General features: G+C 61.3%; 21 protein-coding genes. 4 read left to right on the top strand and 17 right to left on the bottom strand.

Translation table 11 applies throughout. The annotated features are described in order from the left end of the window. Positions 1 to 190: 190 nt before the first annotated feature. From J5N58_RS07120 to J5N58_RS07100, 5 genes are all read right to left on the bottom strand, one after another. Positions 191 to 3,034, bottom strand: coding sequence for a valine--tRNA ligase (locus J5N58_RS07120; protein WP_112830214.1), 2,844 nt, complete (start codon positions 3,032 to 3,034; stop codon positions 191 to 193). Between the two features lie 122 nt (positions 3,035 to 3,156). After that, the gene (locus tag J5N58_RS07115) at positions 3,157 to 4,017 is read right to left on the bottom strand and encodes a PopZ family protein (protein ID WP_112830215.1); all 861 of its coding nucleotides are present in this window, start codon (positions 4,015 to 4,017) and stop codon (positions 3,157 to 3,159) included. A 167-nt stretch (positions 4,018 to 4,184) separates the two neighbouring features. Continuing rightward, complete coding sequence (locus J5N58_RS07110; protein WP_112830216.1) at positions 4,185 to 5,579, bottom strand: TolC family outer membrane protein; 1,395 nt, start codon at positions 5,577 to 5,579, stop codon at positions 4,185 to 4,187. A gap of 257 nt (positions 5,580 to 5,836) precedes the next feature. Next, positions 5,837 to 6,508: a protein-L-isoaspartate O-methyltransferase family protein gene (locus J5N58_RS07105; protein WP_112830301.1), complete on the bottom strand. Its 672-nt coding sequence runs from the start codon at positions 6,506 to 6,508 to the stop codon at positions 5,837 to 5,839. A gap of 173 nt (positions 6,509 to 6,681) precedes the next feature. Then, the gene (locus J5N58_RS07100; RefSeq protein ID WP_112830217.1) at positions 6,682 to 7,020 is read right to left on the bottom strand and encodes a hypothetical protein; all 339 of its coding nucleotides are present in this window, start codon (positions 7,018 to 7,020) and stop codon (positions 6,682 to 6,684) included. 269 nt (positions 7,021 to 7,289) lie between these two features. Between J5N58_RS07100 and J5N58_RS07095 the strand changes: the two genes are divergently transcribed. After that, entirely contained in the window at positions 7,290 to 8,003 is a 714-nt protein-coding gene (locus J5N58_RS07095) for an SOS response-associated peptidase (RefSeq protein WP_244710306.1), read from the top strand. 237 nt (positions 8,004 to 8,240) lie between these two features. Here J5N58_RS07095 and J5N58_RS07090 read toward each other — a convergent pair whose 3' ends face one another. The 4 genes from J5N58_RS07090 to J5N58_RS07075 all read right to left on the bottom strand — a co-directional run bounded on the left by J5N58_RS07090 (position 8,241) and on the right by J5N58_RS07075 (position 9,709). Further along, the gene (locus tag J5N58_RS07090; protein WP_113437888.1) at positions 8,241 to 8,423 is read right to left on the bottom strand and encodes a hypothetical protein; all 183 of its coding nucleotides are present in this window, start codon (positions 8,421 to 8,423) and stop codon (positions 8,241 to 8,243) included. 187 nt (positions 8,424 to 8,610) lie between these two features. Continuing rightward, complete coding sequence (locus J5N58_RS07085) at positions 8,611 to 8,964, bottom strand: DUF1515 family protein (RefSeq protein WP_113437887.1); 354 nt, start codon at positions 8,962 to 8,964, stop codon at positions 8,611 to 8,613. Next, the gene (locus J5N58_RS07080) at positions 8,961 to 9,287 is read right to left on the bottom strand and encodes a hypothetical protein (RefSeq protein ID WP_244710304.1); all 327 of its coding nucleotides are present in this window, start codon (positions 9,285 to 9,287) and stop codon (positions 8,961 to 8,963) included. Before J5N58_RS07080 ends, J5N58_RS07085 begins: the two co-directional genes overlap by 4 nt. Next, a complete protein-coding gene (locus tag J5N58_RS07075) occupies positions 9,269 to 9,709 on the bottom strand; it encodes a hypothetical protein (protein WP_244710302.1) in 441 nt (146 codons plus the stop codon). The genes J5N58_RS07080 and J5N58_RS07075 overlap by 19 nt, the downstream gene beginning before the upstream one ends. A 214-nt stretch (positions 9,710 to 9,923) precedes the next feature. Here J5N58_RS07075 and J5N58_RS07070 point away from each other — a divergent pair, with 214 nt between their 5' ends. Beyond that, positions 9,924 to 10,349: a hypothetical protein gene (locus J5N58_RS07070; protein ID WP_244710299.1), complete on the top strand. Its 426-nt coding sequence runs from the start codon at positions 9,924 to 9,926 to the stop codon at positions 10,347 to 10,349. 137 nt (positions 10,350 to 10,486) lie between these two features. After that, positions 10,487 to 10,819: a hypothetical protein gene (locus J5N58_RS07065; RefSeq protein ID WP_244710297.1), complete on the top strand. Its 333-nt coding sequence runs from the start codon at positions 10,487 to 10,489 to the stop codon at positions 10,817 to 10,819. Between the two features lie 73 nt (positions 10,820 to 10,892). Here the strand turns inward: J5N58_RS07065 and J5N58_RS07060 are convergent, their stop codons facing one another. The 5 genes from J5N58_RS07060 to J5N58_RS07040 all read right to left on the bottom strand — a co-directional run bounded on the left by J5N58_RS07060 (position 10,893) and on the right by J5N58_RS07040 (position 14,142). Next, positions 10,893 to 11,105: a hypothetical protein gene (locus J5N58_RS07060; RefSeq protein WP_244710295.1), complete on the bottom strand. Its 213-nt coding sequence runs from the start codon at positions 11,103 to 11,105 to the stop codon at positions 10,893 to 10,895. A gap of 78 nt (positions 11,106 to 11,183) precedes the next feature. After that, a complete protein-coding gene (locus J5N58_RS07055; RefSeq protein WP_244710293.1) occupies positions 11,184 to 12,902 on the bottom strand; it encodes a GDSL-type esterase/lipase family protein in 1,719 nt (572 codons plus the stop codon). Positions 12,903 to 12,906: 4 nt separating this feature from the next. Beyond that, a complete protein-coding gene (locus J5N58_RS07050) occupies positions 12,907 to 13,200 on the bottom strand; it encodes a hypothetical protein (RefSeq protein WP_113437882.1) in 294 nt (97 codons plus the stop codon). Positions 13,201 to 13,229: 29 nt separating this feature from the next. After that, complete coding sequence (locus J5N58_RS07045) at positions 13,230 to 13,430, bottom strand: Pam3-gp28 family putative phage holin (protein ID WP_113450950.1); 201 nt, start codon at positions 13,428 to 13,430, stop codon at positions 13,230 to 13,232. A gap of 10 nt (positions 13,431 to 13,440) precedes the next feature. Next, positions 13,441 to 14,142: an NlpC/P60 family protein gene (locus J5N58_RS07040; RefSeq protein WP_244710291.1), complete on the bottom strand. Its 702-nt coding sequence runs from the start codon at positions 14,140 to 14,142 to the stop codon at positions 13,441 to 13,443. A gap of 97 nt (positions 14,143 to 14,239) precedes the next feature. Between J5N58_RS07040 and J5N58_RS07035 the strand changes: the two genes are divergently transcribed. Continuing rightward, positions 14,240 to 15,343, top strand: coding sequence for an acyltransferase family protein (locus J5N58_RS07035; protein WP_244710289.1), 1,104 nt, complete (start codon positions 14,240 to 14,242; stop codon positions 15,341 to 15,343). Here the strand turns inward: J5N58_RS07035 and J5N58_RS07030 are convergent. The 3 genes from J5N58_RS07030 to J5N58_RS07020 are packed head-to-tail and all read right to left on the bottom strand — an operon-like array spanning position 15,318 to position 18,702. Beyond that, positions 15,318 to 16,910: a right-handed parallel beta-helix repeat-containing protein gene (locus tag J5N58_RS07030; protein ID WP_244710287.1), complete on the bottom strand. Its 1,593-nt coding sequence runs from the start codon at positions 16,908 to 16,910 to the stop codon at positions 15,318 to 15,320. The two genes, J5N58_RS07035 and J5N58_RS07030, sit on opposite strands and share 26 nt — an antisense overlap. Then, positions 16,907 to 17,971, bottom strand: coding sequence for a glycine-rich domain-containing protein (locus tag J5N58_RS07025; protein ID WP_244710285.1), 1,065 nt, complete (start codon positions 17,969 to 17,971; stop codon positions 16,907 to 16,909). The genes J5N58_RS07030 and J5N58_RS07025 overlap by 4 nt, the downstream gene beginning before the upstream one ends. A 26-nt stretch (positions 17,972 to 17,997) precedes the next feature. Then, positions 17,998 to 18,702: a putative phage tail protein gene (locus tag J5N58_RS07020; protein WP_244710283.1), complete on the bottom strand. Its 705-nt coding sequence runs from the start codon at positions 18,700 to 18,702 to the stop codon at positions 17,998 to 18,000. Position 18,703: the final 1 nt, after the last annotated feature.

Genomic DNA, 18,703 nt, shown 5'->3' with positions numbered 1-18,703 from the left:
AACTTGTTGCAATGGCGACACATCGATAAAAAACTGTGTCCCTCATCACAATTGGTTATTACCGCTAGGTCGGCATGAAAAATGCTGCTCCGCTTGTTGCGAAGCAGCATATCCATCTCCATGAAAAACCGTCGAAAAATGCCCGAACGAAGGAAGCACTGCAGCAAATTCGATTCGCCGCAGGCTGCCGTCAACCGGCTTCAGCCACCCGCTTCAAGGCGGTTTCGAGGCTGGCGCGCTGTATCTCAAGCTCGGCAAAGCGTTCGCGCTCGGCGGCGACGACTTCCGGATTGGCGTTCGCCACGAACTTCTCGTTAGCGAGTTTGGAAGCGATGCGCGACTTCTCTTGGTCCACCTTGGCGATCGCCTTTTCGAGGCGGGCCTTTTCGGCGGCAAGGTCGATGAGCGAACCCAGCGGCAGACAGGCGGTCGCTTCTCCGACGACGATCTGTGCCGCGCCCTTCGGAGCCTCGCCGGCGAGCGCAATGCTTTCGACGCGGGCAAGCCGCTTGATCGAGGCTTCGTGCCGGGCAAGACGCTCGCGGGTCACACCGTTTGCCCCGACGACGACAAGCGGAGCCACGGCAGCCGGCGGCACGTTCATCTCGGCGCGAACAGAGCGGATGCCGGAAACGAGGTCGATCAGCCAGTTGATGTCGGCGGCGGCGCTGTCATCGACGAAGGTCGGGGTCGGCCAGTCGGCATGGCAGAGCAGCATGTCGCGTCCCTTGCCCTCGCCCGCTGTATGCGCCCAAAGCTCTTCCGTGATGAAGGGCATGAAGGGATGCAGAAGCTTGTAGGTCTCGTCGAGGACATAGGCCGCACAGGCCTGCGCCTCCGCCTTGGCCGCAGCATCGTCGCTGGCGAAGACCGGCTTCAGCAGTTCGAGATACCAGTCGCAGAAATTATTCCAGACGAAACGATAGAGACTGCCCGCCGCGTCGTTGAAACGGAAACCGGCGATGCTTTCGGTCACCTCGCGTTCGGTCCGCGCAAGCTCGGTCAGGATCCAGCGATTGATGGTCAGCGTCGTCGTTTCCGGCAGAAAATGCGGATCGTTGGCCGCGCCGTTCATCTCGGCGAAGCGTGTCGCGTTCCAGAGCTTGGTGCCGAAATTGCGATAGCCTGCGATACGGGCGGGATCGAGCTTCACGTCGCGGCCCTGCGCCGCCATGATGGCAAGCGTGAAGCGCAGCGCGTCGGCGCCGTATTCGTCGATCAGTTCCAGCGGATCGATGACGTTGCCCTTCGACTTCGACATCTTCTGGCCGTTCTTGTCGCGAACCAGCGCATGGACATAGACCGTATGGAAGGGCTCGACCGGCTTGCCGTCCTCGTCCTTCATGAAATGCAGGCCCATCATCATCATGCGGGCAACCCAGAAGAAGATGATGTCGAAGCCGGTGACGAGTACGTCGGTCGGGTAATACTTGGCGAGTTCCGGCGTCTCGTCCGGCCAGCCGAGTGTCGAGAAGGGCCAGAGCGCCGAGGAGAACCAGGTGTCGAGCACGTCCTCGTCGCGGGTGAGGATTTCACCCGGCTGGAAATTCTCGAGCTTCTCCTGAACCCAGGCCTTCCACGGGCCTTCATGGGCAAGATAGTGCTGAACGGCCGCGTCGAGCGCTTCTTCCTCGGTCTTCTCGACGAAAACCTGTCCGTCCGGGCCGTACCAGGCCGGAATCTGGTGCCCCCACCAGAGCTGACGGGACACGCACCAGGGCTGGATGTTTTCCATCCATTCGTAATAGGTCTTTTCCCAGTTCTTCGGAACGAACTTGGTGCGGCCTTCCCGGACGCTCTCGATCGCGGGCTTGGCCAGCGTCTTGGCGTCGACATACCACTGCTCGGTCAGCCGCGGCTCGATCGGCACGCCGCCGCGGTCGCCATGGGGAACCATGTGCTTGTGCGGTTCGATCTTGTCCAGGAGGCCTTCCGCCTCAAGGATGTCCACGATCTTCTTGCGCGCATGGAAGCGATCCTGCCCCTGCAGCGTTTCCCAGACTTCCTGCTGCTCGCGCGTCGGCGTCAGCCCCTCGAGGAAGTCGTCGTTGTCGGTGATGGTGACGGTCGCGTCGACGTTCAGGACACTGACCATCCGCAGACCGTTGCGCTTGCCGACCTCGAAGTCGTTAAAGTCGTGCGCGGGCGTCATCTTGACGGCGCCGGTACCGGCGGTCGGGTCCGGATATTCGTCGGCGACGATCGGAATCTTGCGGCCGACGATCGGCAGGACGACATGCTTGCCAACGATCGACGCGTAGCGCGCATCGTCCGGATGAACGGCGACACCTGTATCGCCCAACATCGTTTCCGGACGCGTGGTGGCGACCACCAGATAGTCGCGGGTCTCAAACTCGGTCGGCTTGCCGTCATCGTCGAAAGCGACCGGATGTTCGTAGGTGACGCCGTCTTCCAGCGGATAGCGCAGGTGCCAGAGGTTGCCGTTGACCTCGACCTGTTCGACCTCAAGGTCGGAAATAGCGGTCAGCAGCTTCGGGTCCCAGTTGACCAGCCGCTTGTCCTTGTAGATCAGGCCCTGCTTGTAGAGCGTGACAAAAACCTCGAGTACAGCCTCGGACAAGCCCTCGTCCATGGTGAAGCGCTCGCGCGACCAGTCGCAGGAGGCGCCGAGGCGCCTCAACTGGTTGAAGATCAGGCCGCCCGATTCCGCCTTCCATTCCCAGACCTTCTCGACGAAGGCCTCACGGCCCATCTCGCGCCGGCCGGGAAGCTGCTTTTCCGCGAGCTTACGCTCGACGACCATCTGGGTGGCGATGCCGGCATGATCCATGCCCGGCTGCCACAGCACGTCCTTGCCGCGCATCCGCTCGAAACGGATCATGATATCCTGGAGCGTGTTGTTCAGCGCATGCCCCATATGCAGCGAACCGGTGACGTTCGGCGGCGGGATCACGATGGTGAACGTATCCTCCCCCGGCTTGGCGTTGGCGCCGGCGCGGAAGGCGTCGGCCTCTTCCCATGCCTTGGCGATCTTCGGTTCGACGGTAGTTGAATCGTAGGTCTTTTCGAGCATTTTCTGACCAGACTTCGAGGTTCTTCTTGCTGGGTTGTAAATAGGATGGCCGATCCCGAGTCAACAAGAAAGCCGCCCCGGTTGCCGGAGCGGCCCTGTCCTTCAACCCGGCAAAAAAGCAATTATCGGCGGGGTCCGCGGGCCACTCGCTCGATTTCCTCGCGCACCAGCCGTTCGACCAGCGTCGGAAGATTGTCGTCCAGCCATTCCTGCAGCATGGGACGCAGCATTTCCTCCGCCATCTCATCGAGAGAGCGGCGCTGCTGGCCATCGATTGCCGCGGCGAGTTCACCGAAAGAGCGGGAAACCTGCTCGACTGTGGCAGCCGAAACGAGAGCCTTTATGCTGGCGTCGGCGGTCGCCGCGCCTTCGACGGCAGGCGAAGCCGGCTCGACGATGACGGGAGCGGGGGCTGTTACGGCCTCGACATCGGCCATCGCCGCGGCTTCAAAAACCGCCTCGTCCAGAGCTGCCGGAGCGGCTGCGAGCTGGTCGGCGCTCACCACGACGGCACGCGCGAACGGCTGCTCGGCCGGACGGGCGGGAGCCGCCCGCAGTTCGGCCATGCGGCTCGTCATCACCGGGCTTTCGGCGCGTGCGGGGGCAGATTCCTGCTCCACCGGGGCCATGCGATCGGCACGCTCGGAAGCGGAACGCACGCGCGCGGCAAGATCCGCCAGGGACACATTCTTCGGCTGGGACTTTTCGGCGGGAGCCGGCTGCGCGACAAACGAAGCGGCAGCCTGCTGGACCGGAATGCCGGCGTCGTTGGCGGGAACGATATCGGCAGCGGCATAGGACAGTTCGTCCTCCACCGTCAGGTGAACCTCATCGTCCATCTCGTCCTCGTCGCCGCCATAGACCGGCGGCAGGGAACCGGACATGGCCTTGTCTCCACCCGGATCATTGCTCTCGATGATCCGGCGGATCGATGCCAGAATTTCTTCCATGGACGGTTCACGCGCTACATTTGGCTGAGCCATATTCATCCCCGTTGGTCCCAGAATTGACCGCCTGCCGCAATGCGGCATCGCTTGGCCGCAGGCTGATTCGCGTTCACCTTAGGATACGCCTACGGGGAAAAAAATCACGGCTCCGCCCCGAATTGACACTGATACACAGCTTTCTTCGGACGAATTCCCGTGGGTGCTCAGCGACCGTCGACCGTGCGCAAGCCGAACCAGGCGTCCTTGACGGCCTCGTAATGCTCCTCGGCGCGGTATTCGGCGACCTGGAGACCCTGGCTCTGAACCGTCAGACGACCCGAAGCGGCAAGGACCGCATAGCTGGCAACGACGGCATTGCGCTGATAGCCGACCATGCTTTCCTTCGCCTCGAGCACCGTCTGCTGGGCATTGAGGACGTCGAGCGTCGTCTTTTGACCGACGTTGCGCTCTTCGATCACGCCCTGCAGCGCGAGGTTGGCGGCCGAGATCTGCTTGCGGGCCGCAGAAATTGCGGCGGTCGCCGCCTCCATCTGCGCATAGGCGGAAGTAATCTGCTGGATCACCTCGGCCCGGGCGGAATCAACCAGTATCCTCTGCTCACCCAGGGTTTCCTTGGCCTTGCGGATCTGGCCGTATTCGGCGCCGCCCTGATAAATCGGGATCTTCAGCTGCGCGGTCACGCTCGCCACGCTATTGTCCGGGCTGTCGACGCCTCCGGTCGAGGGCTCATTGGTCCAGTTGCGACCGACATTGCCCTGGATCACCACGCCGGGCAGGAGGCTACCCTCGGCGGATTTCACCTGATAGCCGGCGGCGTTGACGGCATGAAGCGCCGCCAGAACGGAGGGATGCTCGCGGATGCCGGCCTGCACGGCGGCGTCGAGGTTCGGCGGCAGCGCCTTGGCCGCGGGCGAAGGCTGCTTGACGCCCTTCGGAGCTTCCCCGACGATCTGTACATAGGTCGCCTCGCTCTGCTTGAGCTGCGCGATGGCCGCCGAGAGGAGCGCCTGCGAACCGGCAAGCTGGGCTTCCGCCTGGCTGACATCCGTGCGCGTGCCTTCGCCAACCTGCAGGCGGGCGTTGGCGGCGTTCAGCTGTTCCTGCAGGAATGCGAGGTTCTGCTTGCGAATGACCACGATCTGCTGGTCCCGCGCGACGTCGGCATAGGCCTGGGCAGCCGCGAGCAGGATCGAAATCTCGTTGGCGCGAAGACTTTCGCGATTGGCAAAGACGCCGGATTCGGCAGCCCGCACATTGTTCAGCGTCTGGAAGCCGTCGAAGATCTGCTGGGTGATGGAAACGCCGACCGTCTGGTTGTTGTAGCCATAGTCGGCAATGCCGCCGCTGAGATTGGAGACGTTGACGGCGCTTGCCGTGGCTGTGGCCGAAACCTGCGGACGCATGGCGGCCTTGGCGATGGTGACATTCTCATCGGTCGCCCGCAGGGCAGCGCGGGCAGCGTTCAGGTCCGGATTGTTCTGATAGGCCTTGGCCATGGCGCCGAAGAGGGTTTCGGCGGAGGCTATCGCGGGTAAAGCCGCGATCATCAATGCAGGCAGCACAACGGAAGCGAGCGCAGTTTTCCGGATGAACGTCATATTCAACTCCCCACCTAAGAACGGCTTTGCGCAGCTATCCCTGCTCCGCACGGCACATAACGCCAACAGCGCGCTCGTGACGCATCAACGCCTTGCGTTCATTAGATGACCTGCCGCAGCCCCGACTGCAACACGGCCCCCTCCCCCGCCAGGGAGAAACACCAGCATCGTTGCCCAACGGCAACATTCTCACCCAGTTGCGATTAAATCAATCGCCCGAAGGGAGCAGAACCCCCGAAAAATCGGGGGCGTGGGTTTCAGAACACGAATTCCTCGGCCTTGCGGAAGCCCGGCAGAGGCTTCACGGCGGCGTTGAAATAATCGTTGCTGGAATAGGAATTTCCGGTGCGGACATAAAGTCGCGCCCTGGCCGCATTGCCATATCCGACGACGGCGATCAGACGACCGCCCTCGCGAAGCTGGGCCAGCAGGCCTTCCGGCACTTCCTCGACGGCACCGTTGACGAAGATCACATCGTAGGGGGCTTCGGCGGCATAACCCTTTTCCAGCGGGCCGGTGACGACGGCGACATTGTCGTAACCGAGTTCGGAGAGCTTCTGCGTGGCCGATGCCGCAAGCGTCTCATCGCTTTCGAGAGCGACCACCGACCCGGCGAGCATCGAAAGAACAGCGGCGGTATAACCCGTGCCGCAGCCGATCTCGAGCACGATATCGTCCTTCGTGATCGCACCGAGCTGCAAGAGCTTGGCGAGCGGCGAAGGTTCCATGATGAAGCGTCCCGGAAGGCCATTGGCCGCCGGAGCGATCTGCATATCCTCGTCGATATAGGCAAGCAGCTTCAGATGAGCGGGAACGAAAGCCTCGCGCGGCACCGTCAGGAATGCCGTCAGCACGGAATGCGACGTCACGTCGGTCGTGCGAATCTGGTTGTCCACCATCTTGATGCGTGCTGCTTCGAAGTCCATCATTTCCTGTCGCCCCATATCCGGCCGCGTTTCGTCCCGAGTGTCTTAATTGGAGCCGGTTCGGCTTTCAAGCCATTGCGCGGGCCGACGGGCAATTCTCGGTGGGCGCAGCGTCCGGGCGACAGTCAGAAGGCAGGAAACGGCCCCCGCGCGAAGAACCGATCGGGACGCACCCGTCAATCCTCGATCGTATAGGTATCGACTTCGCAAAAATCGATCCTGTCGGAGACATCCTGATATTCGGCGCTATCCTCGAAGACCGCCCGCACGCGATACTCGCAGACGTCCGAGCCGCCGACGAGCGTAAGCTTGCGGGATTTGCCTTTGCCGAGGCCATGCCTGTTCAACAGTTCCTGGCGCTGCCCCTTGCCGTTTGCCGGCGAGACGAAGAATTTCACGATCATGCCGTCCGTGTCGTTTTCCAGGGTCACGCCGAGATCGCCTGCGGCAGCGGGCGATAAGCCGACAAGAGTGACGGCGGTCATGATGGAGACGATGAAACCGGAACGGCGCATGAGCAGGATCCTCCTTGATGGAGCCCTATGCTCTAAGCGATTGAGATAAAGTCGCAATCAGGTGCGATCGACCAACTTTGTGCGGATCTTGAAACGGCAACCGGAAAAAAGGAATTGGAGGCCTCGCCCGGAACTGCGAAAGAAAGCCGCCACAAATAGTTGCACCCAAACTGCCACACGAAACGCTGAATATTTTATCATTGAAATTCAAGCATGGCTGCCACACCTTGCCACACCTGATTAATGCTGATGAGGGGAGGACGCTCGGCATGTGCAATCTCTACAACGTCACGACGAATCAGGAGACAATCATCGCGATCACCCGCGCGATGGTCGGAAACGTCGGCAATCTCGAGCCGTCGTTCGACGTCTATCCCGATCAAATGGCGCCGATCGTGCGCAACACGCCGGCAGGTCGGGAACTTGCGCGTGTCAGATGGGGATTGCCGTCGTCATCGCAGGCGCTTTATGAGGCGGCGACCAAACGGGCCGACAAGCTGCGCGCCAAGGGAAAGGACGTCGATTTCGACGAGCTGCTGAAAATGGAGCCGGATGGCGGAACGACGAATGTCCGCAATATCAAAAGCCGACATTGGACGCGCTGGCTTGGCGTCGAGCATCGCTGCGTCGTACCGGTCACTCGATTTGCCGAACCTGACCCTGCCAACAAACCGGAGAGTGGTCGGACACCGAACGCATGGTTCGCCCGCAACTTGGAGCAGCCGTTGATGTTTTTCGCCGGAATATGGGTGCCGCAGTGGACAAGCGTCCGCAAGGTCAAGGATGGGCTGATAACCACCGACCTCTTCGCATTCCTCACCTGCGAGCCGAATAACATCGTCGCGCCGATCCACCAGAAGGCGATGCCGGTCCTGCTAACGGAGGCCGATGAGGTCGAGCGATGGCTGACAGAACCGTGGGAATCGGCCAAGACCTTGCAGCGGCCGTTGCCAGAGGATCGGCTGATACTCCTTCCGAGGTGACCGATGAGCGACGAAAAATCGAATGCAGACGCAGTGCATCAAGAGCACTATTGCGAGCATCCAGGCTGCAAAAAATGGGGATTGCTCGGTTACGCCCGATCCGCCAACGAGGCGGCGCGCTGGTGGTGCGGTGAGCACTACCCGCATCACCGAAGATGATGTGGGTGGCTCTAGGCCTCATGGTCCTGCTGACCGTGGCAACGTTGACAGGACTGGTGCTGTCTGTGGCTGAAGCCATCAGATAGGGGCGGCCCCATCTTCTCGGCCGATCTCGTCGTCTGCCTCTGCGATGGCGAGCGCGATCAGAAATTCCAGCCGGCCGGCGTCAGCGTCTGTCGCCAGATCCAGCAGCCTCAGGAGTTCATGCTGGAGCGCGATCAGCCTCTCTCGTTTGCCGCTCCCGGCTCCTGTGTGGTTCATCGGTTGTGCATTCCATGATGGCCATCTCGATCAGATAGACCAAAAACTCGCGACGATCGTTTTCTGCCAGTCGACGCGCTTCAACCAGCATGGTTTCTACGTACCCCATATCGCTGTTCCCCAACAGTTCCCCGTTGGAAAATAACATGCGTCAAGGCGGCTGGCACCCCTGAAAACCCGGAGAAATCTACAATCTGCCGAACAACGACTTGAGCAGCCACTTGATGCCGTCGGAAAACGTCACACCCATGGCAGCCGCACCGACGCCGGCGATGGAGAGCGACGTCATGCCCATGATCTTCCAGCGACGGACCTCGTCCGTTACCTGCTTCATGTCGGTCACCGTCGCCGTGACGGACTTGTGGCTGCCTTCCAGCGCCCCGACACGCTCGGTCATCACATCGAGCCGCTGATGGACCCGAGCGCGGCTCTCGTCCGCCTTGTCCTGCCGCGCATTCTGCTCCTCCTTCATCTCGGCGAGATCCTCCCGCATGTACTTCAACTCGACACGCATTTCCGCCAGCATTGCCTCGATGTTCATTCCGCCGTCGTCCCCTGCCCCTTGAGTCTCGTCCTGTAGTCCGCCCACCAGGCGGCGCAGTCGTCAGCCAGCCGGTTGCGGCCGGGGATAATCACGCGCTCATACTCGCCGATGATGTGGGTGGCGTAGTCGCCGGCTCGTCGAGCGACGGGCCTAATGTGCGCGGTGCAGGCCGGAGGCAGGATCGGCGGCAGTTCGGCGGCGGCCTGTGCCCTGCCTTGCGCCTCTCCCGCTGCACTCAGCCGCTCCGCTGTCGTCTGGCAGCCTTTGTTGCCGAGCAACGCCAGCATGACCGGCAGCAGGATCAATGCCCGTCGAGCCATAGGATGTCCTCCTCGGTCAGGATTGCGCGGTTGCGAGGGCGGGTCTCCTTGTCGGCCGAGACATGGACGTCGTGCCCCGCCCGGTCCGCCTCTTCTGCCCGCTCGCTCGCCAGCGCGCGGTTGCGCGCTTCGGTCATAGCCTGATCGCTTGCCAATCGCCGCCGTCGCTCCTCGTCGAGCTGCGCCTGTAGGGCCGAGTTCTCCGTCTCCGAGACCATGCCGGCAGTCGCCCGCTCGATCCTCCTGGCGATCTCACCATCGACGAGATCGCCAACGATCGGCAGATATCCGATCGCGCGACCGACCAGCGGAAAATCCCGGACCGGCGGCACACCCTCGTAATGGAGCAACAGCGACAGGACGAGCAGCAACATGACATCCCAGGCAGCCAGCGCCGCCCGGAGCCGGGTGAGGAAAATCATGGCGAAATCTCCGGTCGATTGACAGACGGGTGACAGAGGGCGCAGTTATGCTCATCTCCATGCGGCAACACGGAGTGAAAGAGGCCGTGGCGGCCGGCCGTCCAGACGAGGACGGAACATGGAAGAACCAGGCGCTCCCCGTTGGGATCACGGAGTACGGTGGTTATCGGGCCAGCGGGGCCGGATCATGCACCTGGTGTGCTATCGATGCCGAATGACGAAACATTATCGGGTCGATGAGGCGCTGGCGCAGGAGGGGGACGTCTCCATTCGCTCCCTGCCCGTCGTCATTGCCCGCCTGCTCAGGTGCCCGCGTGTCGATTTGCAGGGATGGGAACGATGCCGTCTGGAGATGATGCCTTCCAAGCCATTCAGCGACATTCCAAAACCCAGATCGCCGTCCGAAATCCGCCTGCCTGTCGGCGTGTACCGTATTGAGGACATGCCGCTATCGCAGGTGCCGGAACACTACGAGGTGTTCGGTTATTGCCCCTGCGGTCGGCGCAACACGCTCGACATCCCCAAACTGGCGCGGGACCATCCCGCCATGACCACATTCGCCCTGGCCACCCGCTTGGTCTGTCGGCGATGCAGAAACGCGACGGGTAATTTTCTGGCATACCGGTTCCTGCCGCGGTGAGGCGCTGTCAGCGAGAAGCTGGCGAGATATGCGTCAAAGAGACATGACCGAATTCACTGTTGATTGTTCGCCCCATGCCCTTTCGAATCCGCAATCGTCCCTCTAGTCTCGCCTGACAGGGGAACTCGGGGGTAGTCATGAAAAAGATCATCGTTGGCATCTGCATCTCTGCAGCCGCATCCGGCTGCGCGAAACGTCCTGACGCCATTGTTCCAACCGACATTCCGATGGCTGCTTACAGCAATCAGGATTGCGCTGCATTGGCACGCGAACTCGCCACCGAAAAGCAAAAGCTCACAGCCCTCTCCAAGTCTCAAACGGACGCGGCCAACGGTGACGCATTCGGCGTCTTCTTGATCGGCGTTCCGCTTTCGAGTGTTGCTGGCGGAGACAAGGAAGGGCTAATTGCGGTTTCCAAGGGCAAGGTAACCGCCATCGAGAACGCCAGAATGAGCAAGGGCTGCAAATAGGCCCCTGCGCCAGTGCCGCCCTGATGCGATAGATCGAGAGTGCAGTGAATCTCAGTGCCGGATGGCATCGCGCCTAAGCGCCTCCAAAAGGCCATCCCGTGTATAGCCGCATCCAGGCCGGATCGTCTCCGGTCAGCGCCCGGATGGCCTCGACGATCGCGCTATTGAGCTGCACCATGGCGCGATAGTCGGCGGCGGCGGTATCGACCCGGTCGGAATGCTCCATCAGGACGCGATGCAGCACCGTGGCCGATTCGACGACCGCGGCCCGCTCCATCTCAGTCAATATTTTTCGTCGGCGATGCTCTCCCATGATGAGAACATATCAGGAACGTACGTCACGCGCAATGCGAGGCGCCAACCGTCAGCCGAGGTTCCACGCCGGTCTTGGATCGCCCCGCTTGCGCAGGAACGGCCGGGACAGTTTGATCGTCCCCGTCCCCGCCACGCGCCGGTTGAGCTCGATCACGACAGGGCGCGATTGCACCTGCCAGTTAAGGGCGTCGACATCGCCGGGGATCAGAAACGACGGAACGGTGAGCCAACCCGCAAAACCCTCGGAGGCGAATGGCAGGTCCTGGGTCGACCTGTCAGGGTTGGAGAGGCCGCCGCGAGCGATGTAGGCTTGCGAATTGGAGCTGTTGTAGAATTCGAATTGCCACGAAACGGACAGCCAGCCCACCCAGGGAGACAACTCGACATAGATGCCGGCCTCCAGCCAGTCGGTTCCAGGCACGATACCGAGAGTGGCCAGCGTGAGCGCCGAGCCTGTTTTGCGGTAACGCCACTCCTCATATCGATTGCCTGTCAATGTGCCGCTGGGCGTGAATGTAATCACCTGCTTGTTGTGGTCGGCTGCTGCCTCGATCGAGAGGACGGCCGTGCTGTCGCCGCTCTGGCGGGCCAGCCCCATGGTGCTGACGCGCTGGCCGCTGGTTCCGGTCCCGGTCGATGTGGCCGACGCCGCAAAGACGGAATCGGACCACAGGTTGGAGGCGGAGAGATGCGTCGCCTCGGCGGACAGGTCCATGTGGTCTCCAGCAGAAACCATGTCCTGCAAGACGGGCAGCAACACCTCGGCAATGGCCGCGCCGCCGATCGGGTTAGGATGGAGCACATCGCCGCCGAACAAGGTGGCGTCGAACGTCGGATAGTTGAAACCGGCCGCCGTCAGGTCGCAGACGTTGACGCCGTCGCGCGTCGCCTGCGCCTTGATCCAGTCGTTGACGCCGGCCACGATCAGCGCCTTTTCCGAGCCCTCCGGCCATGACCCCCGGTCCGTGACGGTCTGGATCACGGTCCAGATGCCCTCGCTGCGCAGCATGGTCAGCAGCCGGTCCAGGCGCGCCGTGACCAGCGCGACCGACGCGCCGGGCGCCGACGAAATGTCGTTGGTGCCGATGTCGAGATAGACGATGTCGGGCCCGAGCGACACGACGTAGGGCAAGCGCTCGATCACACCTGGCGCGCTGCCCTCTGCGATAATGTGGTCGCCACCCACCCCCTGGAACGCACCGTTGACGTAGTTATCGCCGCCGCCGAGATCGTGGGTGGTATCGTGCCACATGTCGAGGTTGAAGCGATTGTCCCGCAGCCTGATCCACGGCAGCGCGGCGCGCAGATTGCTGGTCGCAAGGTCGCGTGGCTTGCCGCCGGCGGTGATCCCCCACCCGCCGCGCTGGATGAAGGAATGCCCGAGACCAACGACCTTCGCGCCGGCCGCAAGCGGCAGCGCCGGGAGAGGGCGACGCACGTCGATCGAAAACGCTCCGAACAGGAACGTCGAGCCATCCGTGGCGCTGACCACCACTGTGGGCGCGGGCATGGTCTCGTGGTCGAGCGCCGTCAGCCCGACGACCAGATCGTCGCCGGCGAGCGCAAACATCCCGCCGGCATCGTCGGCGAGGCTGTAGGTCCACGGCCCGACGCCTCCGCCGGCGATGGACAGCGCCCCGATCGCCGTTCCGGGAGCGGCGTCTTCGTCGATCGCCCCGGAGGACAAGACGATTGTCGCCCCCACCCCCAACGCCATCCCGCCAAGCCCGAACGCCGGTCCCGGCCCACCGAATGTAATCACCGGCATGGCGCTACTCCGTCACGGTCTCGAGGGTCATGGCGCTGTCGCCGCGGGGATAGGCGTAGATATTGGTCGTCGTATCCGAAAATGTGAACGATGCCGGCCGGTCGGCCGTGATCGTCAGGAAGTCGAAACCGGCGCTGACGCTGTCGTCCGTCGTCGGCGCAACGGTCGGCAACGCCGCGCCTGTCTTGAGATAGATCGCGCCGGAGCTGCGCAGCGAAAGCAGGACCTTCGCCTTGCCGGTCGAAACGGCGGTCCACTGCCCTGCCGGGCAAAGCACGGCCTCTGTCGTTGCGGTCATGATGAGTTTCCTTCAGCGGGAGGGTGGTATCAGGTCGGCTTGCCGGTCCTGCGTGCCCATTGCCACCAGGCAACGGGAACGGATGCGACCAGCGCCGAAATGCCGGCCTCGATGGAGGAGACGACGGCGGGGTCCGTGGTGATGAGGCTTTTGACTTCCTCGCCGATATAGCCGGAGCCGTAAAGCCAGCCGGCGACCATGTAGAGGCCGATGCGAATCCAGACGGTCATGTCGCCCTCCTCAGGCCTCGTTCGTCGTCTCGGTGAGCGCCGAACCGTCGGCGATCACGGCCCCTCCGTTGACGGCGAGCGCGGTCAGCGGCCAGCGGCTACCGCCCTTGCGGAGCCTCGTCTTGGCGATCCGGCTGACCGTGATGCTGTCGCTCTGGTTTCCGCCGAGCACGTGGTAATGTGTGGCGTCCTCGCCGACGTAATAGCCGATATGCCCCTGCCATCCATCGGGAGAGCCACGCCAGAAGACCAGCGCCGCCCCGCGCTGCGGCGTGCATTCGCGCCCGAATGTCATCCAGTTGATCGCCGCATAGGGGTTGTTCGGCAAAACCTCGTCCGGCAGGGTGAGCGCGATGCAGGTCTGCACGAAATCCCCGCACCACGGCACCTTCGCCGGGTCGCCGACCGTGCCGCCGTCGCTTTTCAGGAATTCGCGCAGCGCCGCATTGTCGCGCCGCTCGTGCAGCCCCTTCATCCGCCACGCCTGATCCAGCCAGGGACAGGCGTCCGGGCTCTCGGAGGGGGGGACGGTCGCGCCACCGAACATCGCCTTGAGCGTCGCAGGCCCGACGATCCCGTCGACGGCAAGATGGCTCGCCGATTGAAACCTCTTGACGGCGGCAATGGTCTGCCGCCCGCGAATGCCGTCCGCCGGACCCGGATCGTAACCGAGCTCCGCCAGCCGACGCTGGATATCCAGTGTCGTTTTCATGGGGATGTCCTTTTAGTTTCAATGCGCAGGCTGCGAGTGTTGCGCCATCGACAAATACGTGTATGAGAAAATTAGTACCACCACATGGGAGGAGCGCATGAACAACAACCTAGAGACGATCCAATGTCTTCGCGGAGTTGCATGTCTGATGGTTCTCCTCTTCCACGGAGCGATGACCGAAGCAAAATTCTGGCCGGAAAGCGATTACAGGCTGCTACATGTATTCATGTTTGGTTTTTCGGGGGTAGACCTGTTCTTTGTCATCAGCGGCTTTATCATCACTTGGGTGACATTTGAGAGGATCGGCCGCCCGTCAAGCATTCCGACGTTCTTTGCCAAGCGCGCACTTCGGATCTATCCCGTCTTCTGGGTCGTGTATGCCATACTCAGCTTGGCCGTATATTATGGCGTGGGCCTGCAATATCTTGGCGATGACATGACTATGGGAGCCCACATCAAGTCCCTGCTGCTCATTCCACAAGACCTCACGTTCAATCGGGTTGTGCCGGTGAGTTGGACACTTGTCCATGAGATGCTGTTCTATGCCGTTTTCTGCATTATCATCGCCATGCCGCGGACCATGATGCCAGCCGTGCTCGGATTATGGGTCGGATTAATCGTTGCGGCATCAGAATTCGGATTTGGCTCCGGTTCATGGTTAGCCTACTATGCCATGAGCCCGCTGAACCTAGAATTCATCTTTGGCTGCGCCGTCGCGCTTCTAGCTAAGAGATTTTCCATCCGGATGCCGGTGGCAATGCTGGCCACTGGAGTTGCCATTTTCATCGCATCCGGGACCATCACTAATATGAACCTTGGTATATTATCTTCCGCCTATGCCAAGGTGCTGGCTTTCGGAGTTCCGTCGTTCCTTATTGTATGGGGGCTCGTCGAGATGGAGAAGCGCCGAACACGCCGCCTGCCAAAGGCCCTAGTGCTCGTAGGGAACGCCTCCTATTCGATCTACATTATCCATCTCGGGATATTCCAAGCCGTCAGACGTTTTACCAGCGGCGTGGAGGCGCCTTTCGGGCCCGAATGGGGATTAACCGCTCAGGTGGGATGGGTATCCCTGCTGGTGTTCTCCGGGCTCGTTGGTGGGCTTCTCCTGCATCATATGGTGGAGAAGCCTGTAATGGAAGTTAACTCCAGGCTATTTCGGCGGCGGACACCAATTACCCGACCTCTGCAATCGACATGAAAGACATACTGCTGTCTGCCGAGGTGGAACGGGCCACCGGGTCAGTGTGGAGCCATGCGAAGCTGATGGTGTCCCCAGGCGTCACAGAGATAACATCTTGCACGCGCGCTATCTGCGCCCCACCTGATGATGTCGTGCTACCCAACGCGACCGAAGATCCGTTCTTGCGGATAAAGCACCGCAACTCATAGCCTGGAGATAGCGCAGTCCTCACTTGGGCGCTGACAAGCAACAGGCGGTGCGCCTTGGCTGTATAAACATTTCCAACCCACTCTTCTTGGACATCGAGTGACGGTGCGCCGCCGAGCGAACACGCTATATTTTGAGCGGCCGATGAAGCGTTGAACGCAACGCGGACAACCGCCTTGTCGGCAGAACGTATGTCCGCGAAATCGCCGAACGTCTCGGCCACGGTAGCATTCATAACCCGATTGTCACGGATCAGGTCCAATGCCCCACCGCCGCCGGCAAATATCCCGTACTTTCCAGCCCCACCGCAGTTGATCTGATTGTGGGCGATGAAGTTTTGGCACGCCAGCTTTGTCGTTCCTCCATTGTCCTCGGTCTTTATGCCAGCGGTATCGTTGGCATTCCATGCGCCGTTGAAGTTGATCCTCTCGATAATATTTTGACAGATGAGATTTCGTTCCGTCTGGTCTTCAGCGGACGTGGAGCCCGCGACTGTGATGCCGGCAAGTCCAGCACCATCGATGTTGTTAACCGAAACGATAGACCGACGACCACCATGGATGATCTTGATCCCAAAGACGTAGGCGTTCTTGATGGTGTTGTGGGAGATATCTATGCCATCGCCAAAACTATCTATACCCTCGCCAACGTTCTCAATATAATTTCCAATAACCTTGTGCGATATGGTTCCTTCTCTTGCAATATTAATTCCGTCCGTCTGGTAGCCCTTCTCGGAAAGCGTCACCTGTCCAACAGTCAGGTTCTTGATCTTGTTGAAGTTTATATTTATATTTGACGACAAAACTCCATTGATAAGGTCGTTGTCGACCTCGATGCCTGTGATCTGCGGCAACGCGAAACCGGAAACGTTGGTGGTACAGTCGTGGATGTAATTGTGCTCAACAACGCCGTCGATCACCGAGTTTAGGCAGATGCCCGAAGATACCGGCAGGCCAAAGATCTCGACGCCCTGAATAACCGGCATGAGGGCATTCAGGACAGCGATCCCCTTTAGCACACGGCCATCCAGAACTTCACTTTCAAGAATGAAGTCCTTGAGAATGCAGCCTTGATGCGGTGTATAAGCGCCAGCCAGTTGGCCCTTGACAATTATACCTACCGCATTGGCGTCGAAACGAGTGTCCAGAAGCTCGCTCGCATGATTGAACCCAGAGGCGCCCATGATAAATCGCGCCGTGCGTCCAATGCCGACAATGCCGCCGCCGTCTGGAATAACGAGACTTTCGGAAATGCGGTATCTTGCCCAAGGTGTCGGACTGACAATGCCAGCATTGAGCGCACTTTGAACCGCCGACGTGTCGTCTGCGACGCCATCTCCGATCGCGCCGTGGTCCTCCGGAAAAACAAAAGCCATCACGCATACTCTCGCACGATGACGATACCAGGCTGACCGGGAGAACCTGTCTGCGCGGCCGTATTTGCTGGGCTACTGTTCCCGGCACCTCCTGCGCCCGGACCTCCAGAGAAACGAGAAGCAGCACCGATTGCCTGAGTGCCAGTCCCACTGACCATCAAGACGCCAACTCCTGCCATTCCAGATGCGTTAATATCGCCAGACGCGCCAACCGCTCCTGCGGCCCCGCCAGGAACGTTGGCATTTGTTGTGTTGCCGAATGGACCGTTGACGTTGCCACCACTGCCACCGTTGGCGCTGACCAACGCACCGAAACTGGAAGCGCCACCGGCGCCACCGGCACCACCGGAAACGCCGGCGCCACCGGCGCCGACCGTCACTGTCACACCGGAAAATCCCGATGTAATTAGTTTTTGTGCCCACGCGCCGCTACCGCCACCGCCCGCGATTGAGAGCTGATTTGCGCCCGTAGCAGGCGTCCCGCCACCAGCGCCGCCACCGCCCTGAACCTCGACCTCGACATACTGCGTTCCCGGCGTTGGCGTGTAGGTGTAGGCACCCGCCACCTTGAAAACCTGCGTATTGAGCAGGCGTCCACGCGAATTGCCGTTGATCCGCCATTCGCCGTTACGCCGGATGAGTTGCACCACATTCCCGGCCGGCATATCGCCAGCGAGCAGCGCGCCGCCATTGGTGTTGACGATATCGTCGGCCCCGAGCCCATTGACATTGATCGTCGCGGGACCCGTATTGGCCGTCGCGATCAACACGGAAATAATCATGCCATCAGGCAGCGCCTCCGGAACCGATGACAGAGCGACCGTCAACGCATTGGCCGTCCCGCCGGCAACCGCATAATTCAGCCCGCCGGACTGGATGGCCGCCGCAAGCTGCAACACGTCGTCAGGCGTAAATCCCGCCTTCTCGATGACATCGACGATTTCCCTCTGCGTCCAGTTCGGAAAGCCTGCGGGGATTTTCGAACCGCTTGTAGCGGTCGTCGAATTGCGGTCGACATAGTCCGCATCCGGATCGGACGACCCGTATGGTGCCTGGTATTTCATGGTGTCCTCGTGTTTTCGGTGTGAGGTCAATCGTCTGCAAGGATGGGGATGGTCCAGGCCGGGGCGAGCCGCCGCAGGATGCACATCAGGCGCTCGGCGTCGCCGAGGTCGAACAGCGGGTCATGCCCGCATTCGGAAAAGCCGCATTCGAAATAGTCGATCGCGAGATCGGCGATATGCACGAGCCAGTAGCACTCCTCCTCCGGCGCGCCTGTCTCGTGCTCGCCGCCGCATTCGGAAAAGCCGCACTCGAAAATCACCGGCTCCGTGATCGTGATCGAGAATCCGTAGCGCGCGGCAAGGGCGATGAAATCGCCCGGCGTCGAGACGGCGACGGCCCGGACTTTCGCCTCCAGCGCACGAAGCCGCTCGGCGCGGCTGGTCTCGCCGGTCACGCAATTGTCCGGCAGGCCGTAGTCCGCCTCCCACTCCGGCAATAATTCGTCGACGCCGGCGACGGTCGATTCCCGCGCCAGCCTCCATGCCCGCGCATAGAGCCAGGCGAACGGGTCGATCAGCACGCGGGTGAACCGCGCCAGCACGGAGGATAAGGACATCGCCTGACCGTCTGGCGTCCCCCAGGCCGCCCCCTGCGGCCAGAAGGACAGCGCCGCCCCGATCAGGTCGTCGTTTTCCGGCGCGGTCAGCGCGTCGGACGGCGCGACGACGAGAACGCTCTCGCCGTCGTCCGAGCCGATGCTCGTCCGCGTGTGCTCATAGGTGCTGCGCATG

The organism is Paenirhizobium cremeum (genome assembly GCF_022884085.1).
GTDB classification, from domain to species: Bacteria; Pseudomonadota; Alphaproteobacteria; order Rhizobiales; family Rhizobiaceae; genus Allorhizobium; species Allorhizobium cremeum.
Note: the sequence above shows the minus strand (reverse complement) of the source record. Positions and strands in the feature narration are given on the sequence as shown.

What these genes read in the sequence shown, in the direction of transcription:
- J5N58_RS07120 (WP_112830214.1), bottom strand. Translation starts at nt 3,034, where the DNA reads ATGCTCGAAAAGACCTACGATTCAACTACCGTCGAACCGAAGATCGCC.
- J5N58_RS07115 (WP_112830215.1), bottom strand. Translation starts at nt 4,017, where the DNA reads ATGGCTCAGCCAAATGTAGCGCGTGAACCGTCCATGGAAGAAATTCTG.
- J5N58_RS07110 (WP_112830216.1), bottom strand. Translation starts at nt 5,579, where the DNA reads ATGACGTTCATCCGGAAAACTGCGCTCGCTTCCGTTGTGCTGCCTGCA.
- J5N58_RS07105 (WP_112830301.1), bottom strand. Translation starts at nt 6,508, where the DNA reads ATGATGGACTTCGAAGCAGCACGCATCAAGATGGTGGACAACCAGATT.
- J5N58_RS07100 (WP_112830217.1), bottom strand. Translation starts at nt 7,020, where the DNA reads ATGCGCCGTTCCGGTTTCATCGTCTCCATCATGACCGCCGTCACTCTT.
- J5N58_RS07095 (WP_244710306.1), top strand. Translation starts at nt 7,290, where the DNA reads ATGTGCAATCTCTACAACGTCACGACGAATCAGGAGACAATCATCGCG.
- J5N58_RS07090 (WP_113437888.1), bottom strand. Translation starts at nt 8,423, where the DNA reads ATGAACCACACAGGAGCCGGGAGCGGCAAACGAGAGAGGCTGATCGCG.
- J5N58_RS07085 (WP_113437887.1), bottom strand. Translation starts at nt 8,964, where the DNA reads ATGAACATCGAGGCAATGCTGGCGGAAATGCGTGTCGAGTTGAAGTAC.
- J5N58_RS07080 (WP_244710304.1), bottom strand. Translation starts at nt 9,287, where the DNA reads ATGGCTCGACGGGCATTGATCCTGCTGCCGGTCATGCTGGCGTTGCTC.
- J5N58_RS07075 (WP_244710302.1), bottom strand. Translation starts at nt 9,709, where the DNA reads ATGATTTTCCTCACCCGGCTCCGGGCGGCGCTGGCTGCCTGGGATGTC.
- J5N58_RS07070 (WP_244710299.1), top strand. Translation starts at nt 9,924, where the DNA reads ATGACGAAACATTATCGGGTCGATGAGGCGCTGGCGCAGGAGGGGGAC.
- J5N58_RS07065 (WP_244710297.1), top strand. Translation starts at nt 10,487, where the DNA reads ATGAAAAAGATCATCGTTGGCATCTGCATCTCTGCAGCCGCATCCGGC.
- J5N58_RS07055 (WP_244710293.1), bottom strand. Translation starts at nt 12,902, where the DNA reads ATGCCGGTGATTACATTCGGTGGGCCGGGACCGGCGTTCGGGCTTGGC.
- J5N58_RS07050 (WP_113437882.1), bottom strand. Translation starts at nt 13,200, where the DNA reads ATGACCGCAACGACAGAGGCCGTGCTTTGCCCGGCAGGGCAGTGGACC.
- J5N58_RS07045 (WP_113450950.1), bottom strand. Translation starts at nt 13,430, where the DNA reads ATGACCGTCTGGATTCGCATCGGCCTCTACATGGTCGCCGGCTGGCTT.
- J5N58_RS07040 (WP_244710291.1), bottom strand. Translation starts at nt 14,142, where the DNA reads ATGAAAACGACACTGGATATCCAGCGTCGGCTGGCGGAGCTCGGTTAC.
- J5N58_RS07035 (WP_244710289.1), top strand. Translation starts at nt 14,240, where the DNA reads ATGAACAACAACCTAGAGACGATCCAATGTCTTCGCGGAGTTGCATGT.
- J5N58_RS07025 (WP_244710285.1), bottom strand. Translation starts at nt 17,971, where the DNA reads ATGAAATACCAGGCACCATACGGGTCGTCCGATCCGGATGCGGACTAT.
- J5N58_RS07020 (WP_244710283.1), bottom strand. Translation starts at nt 18,702, where the DNA reads ATGCGCAGCACCTATGAGCACACGCGGACGAGCATCGGCTCGGACGAC.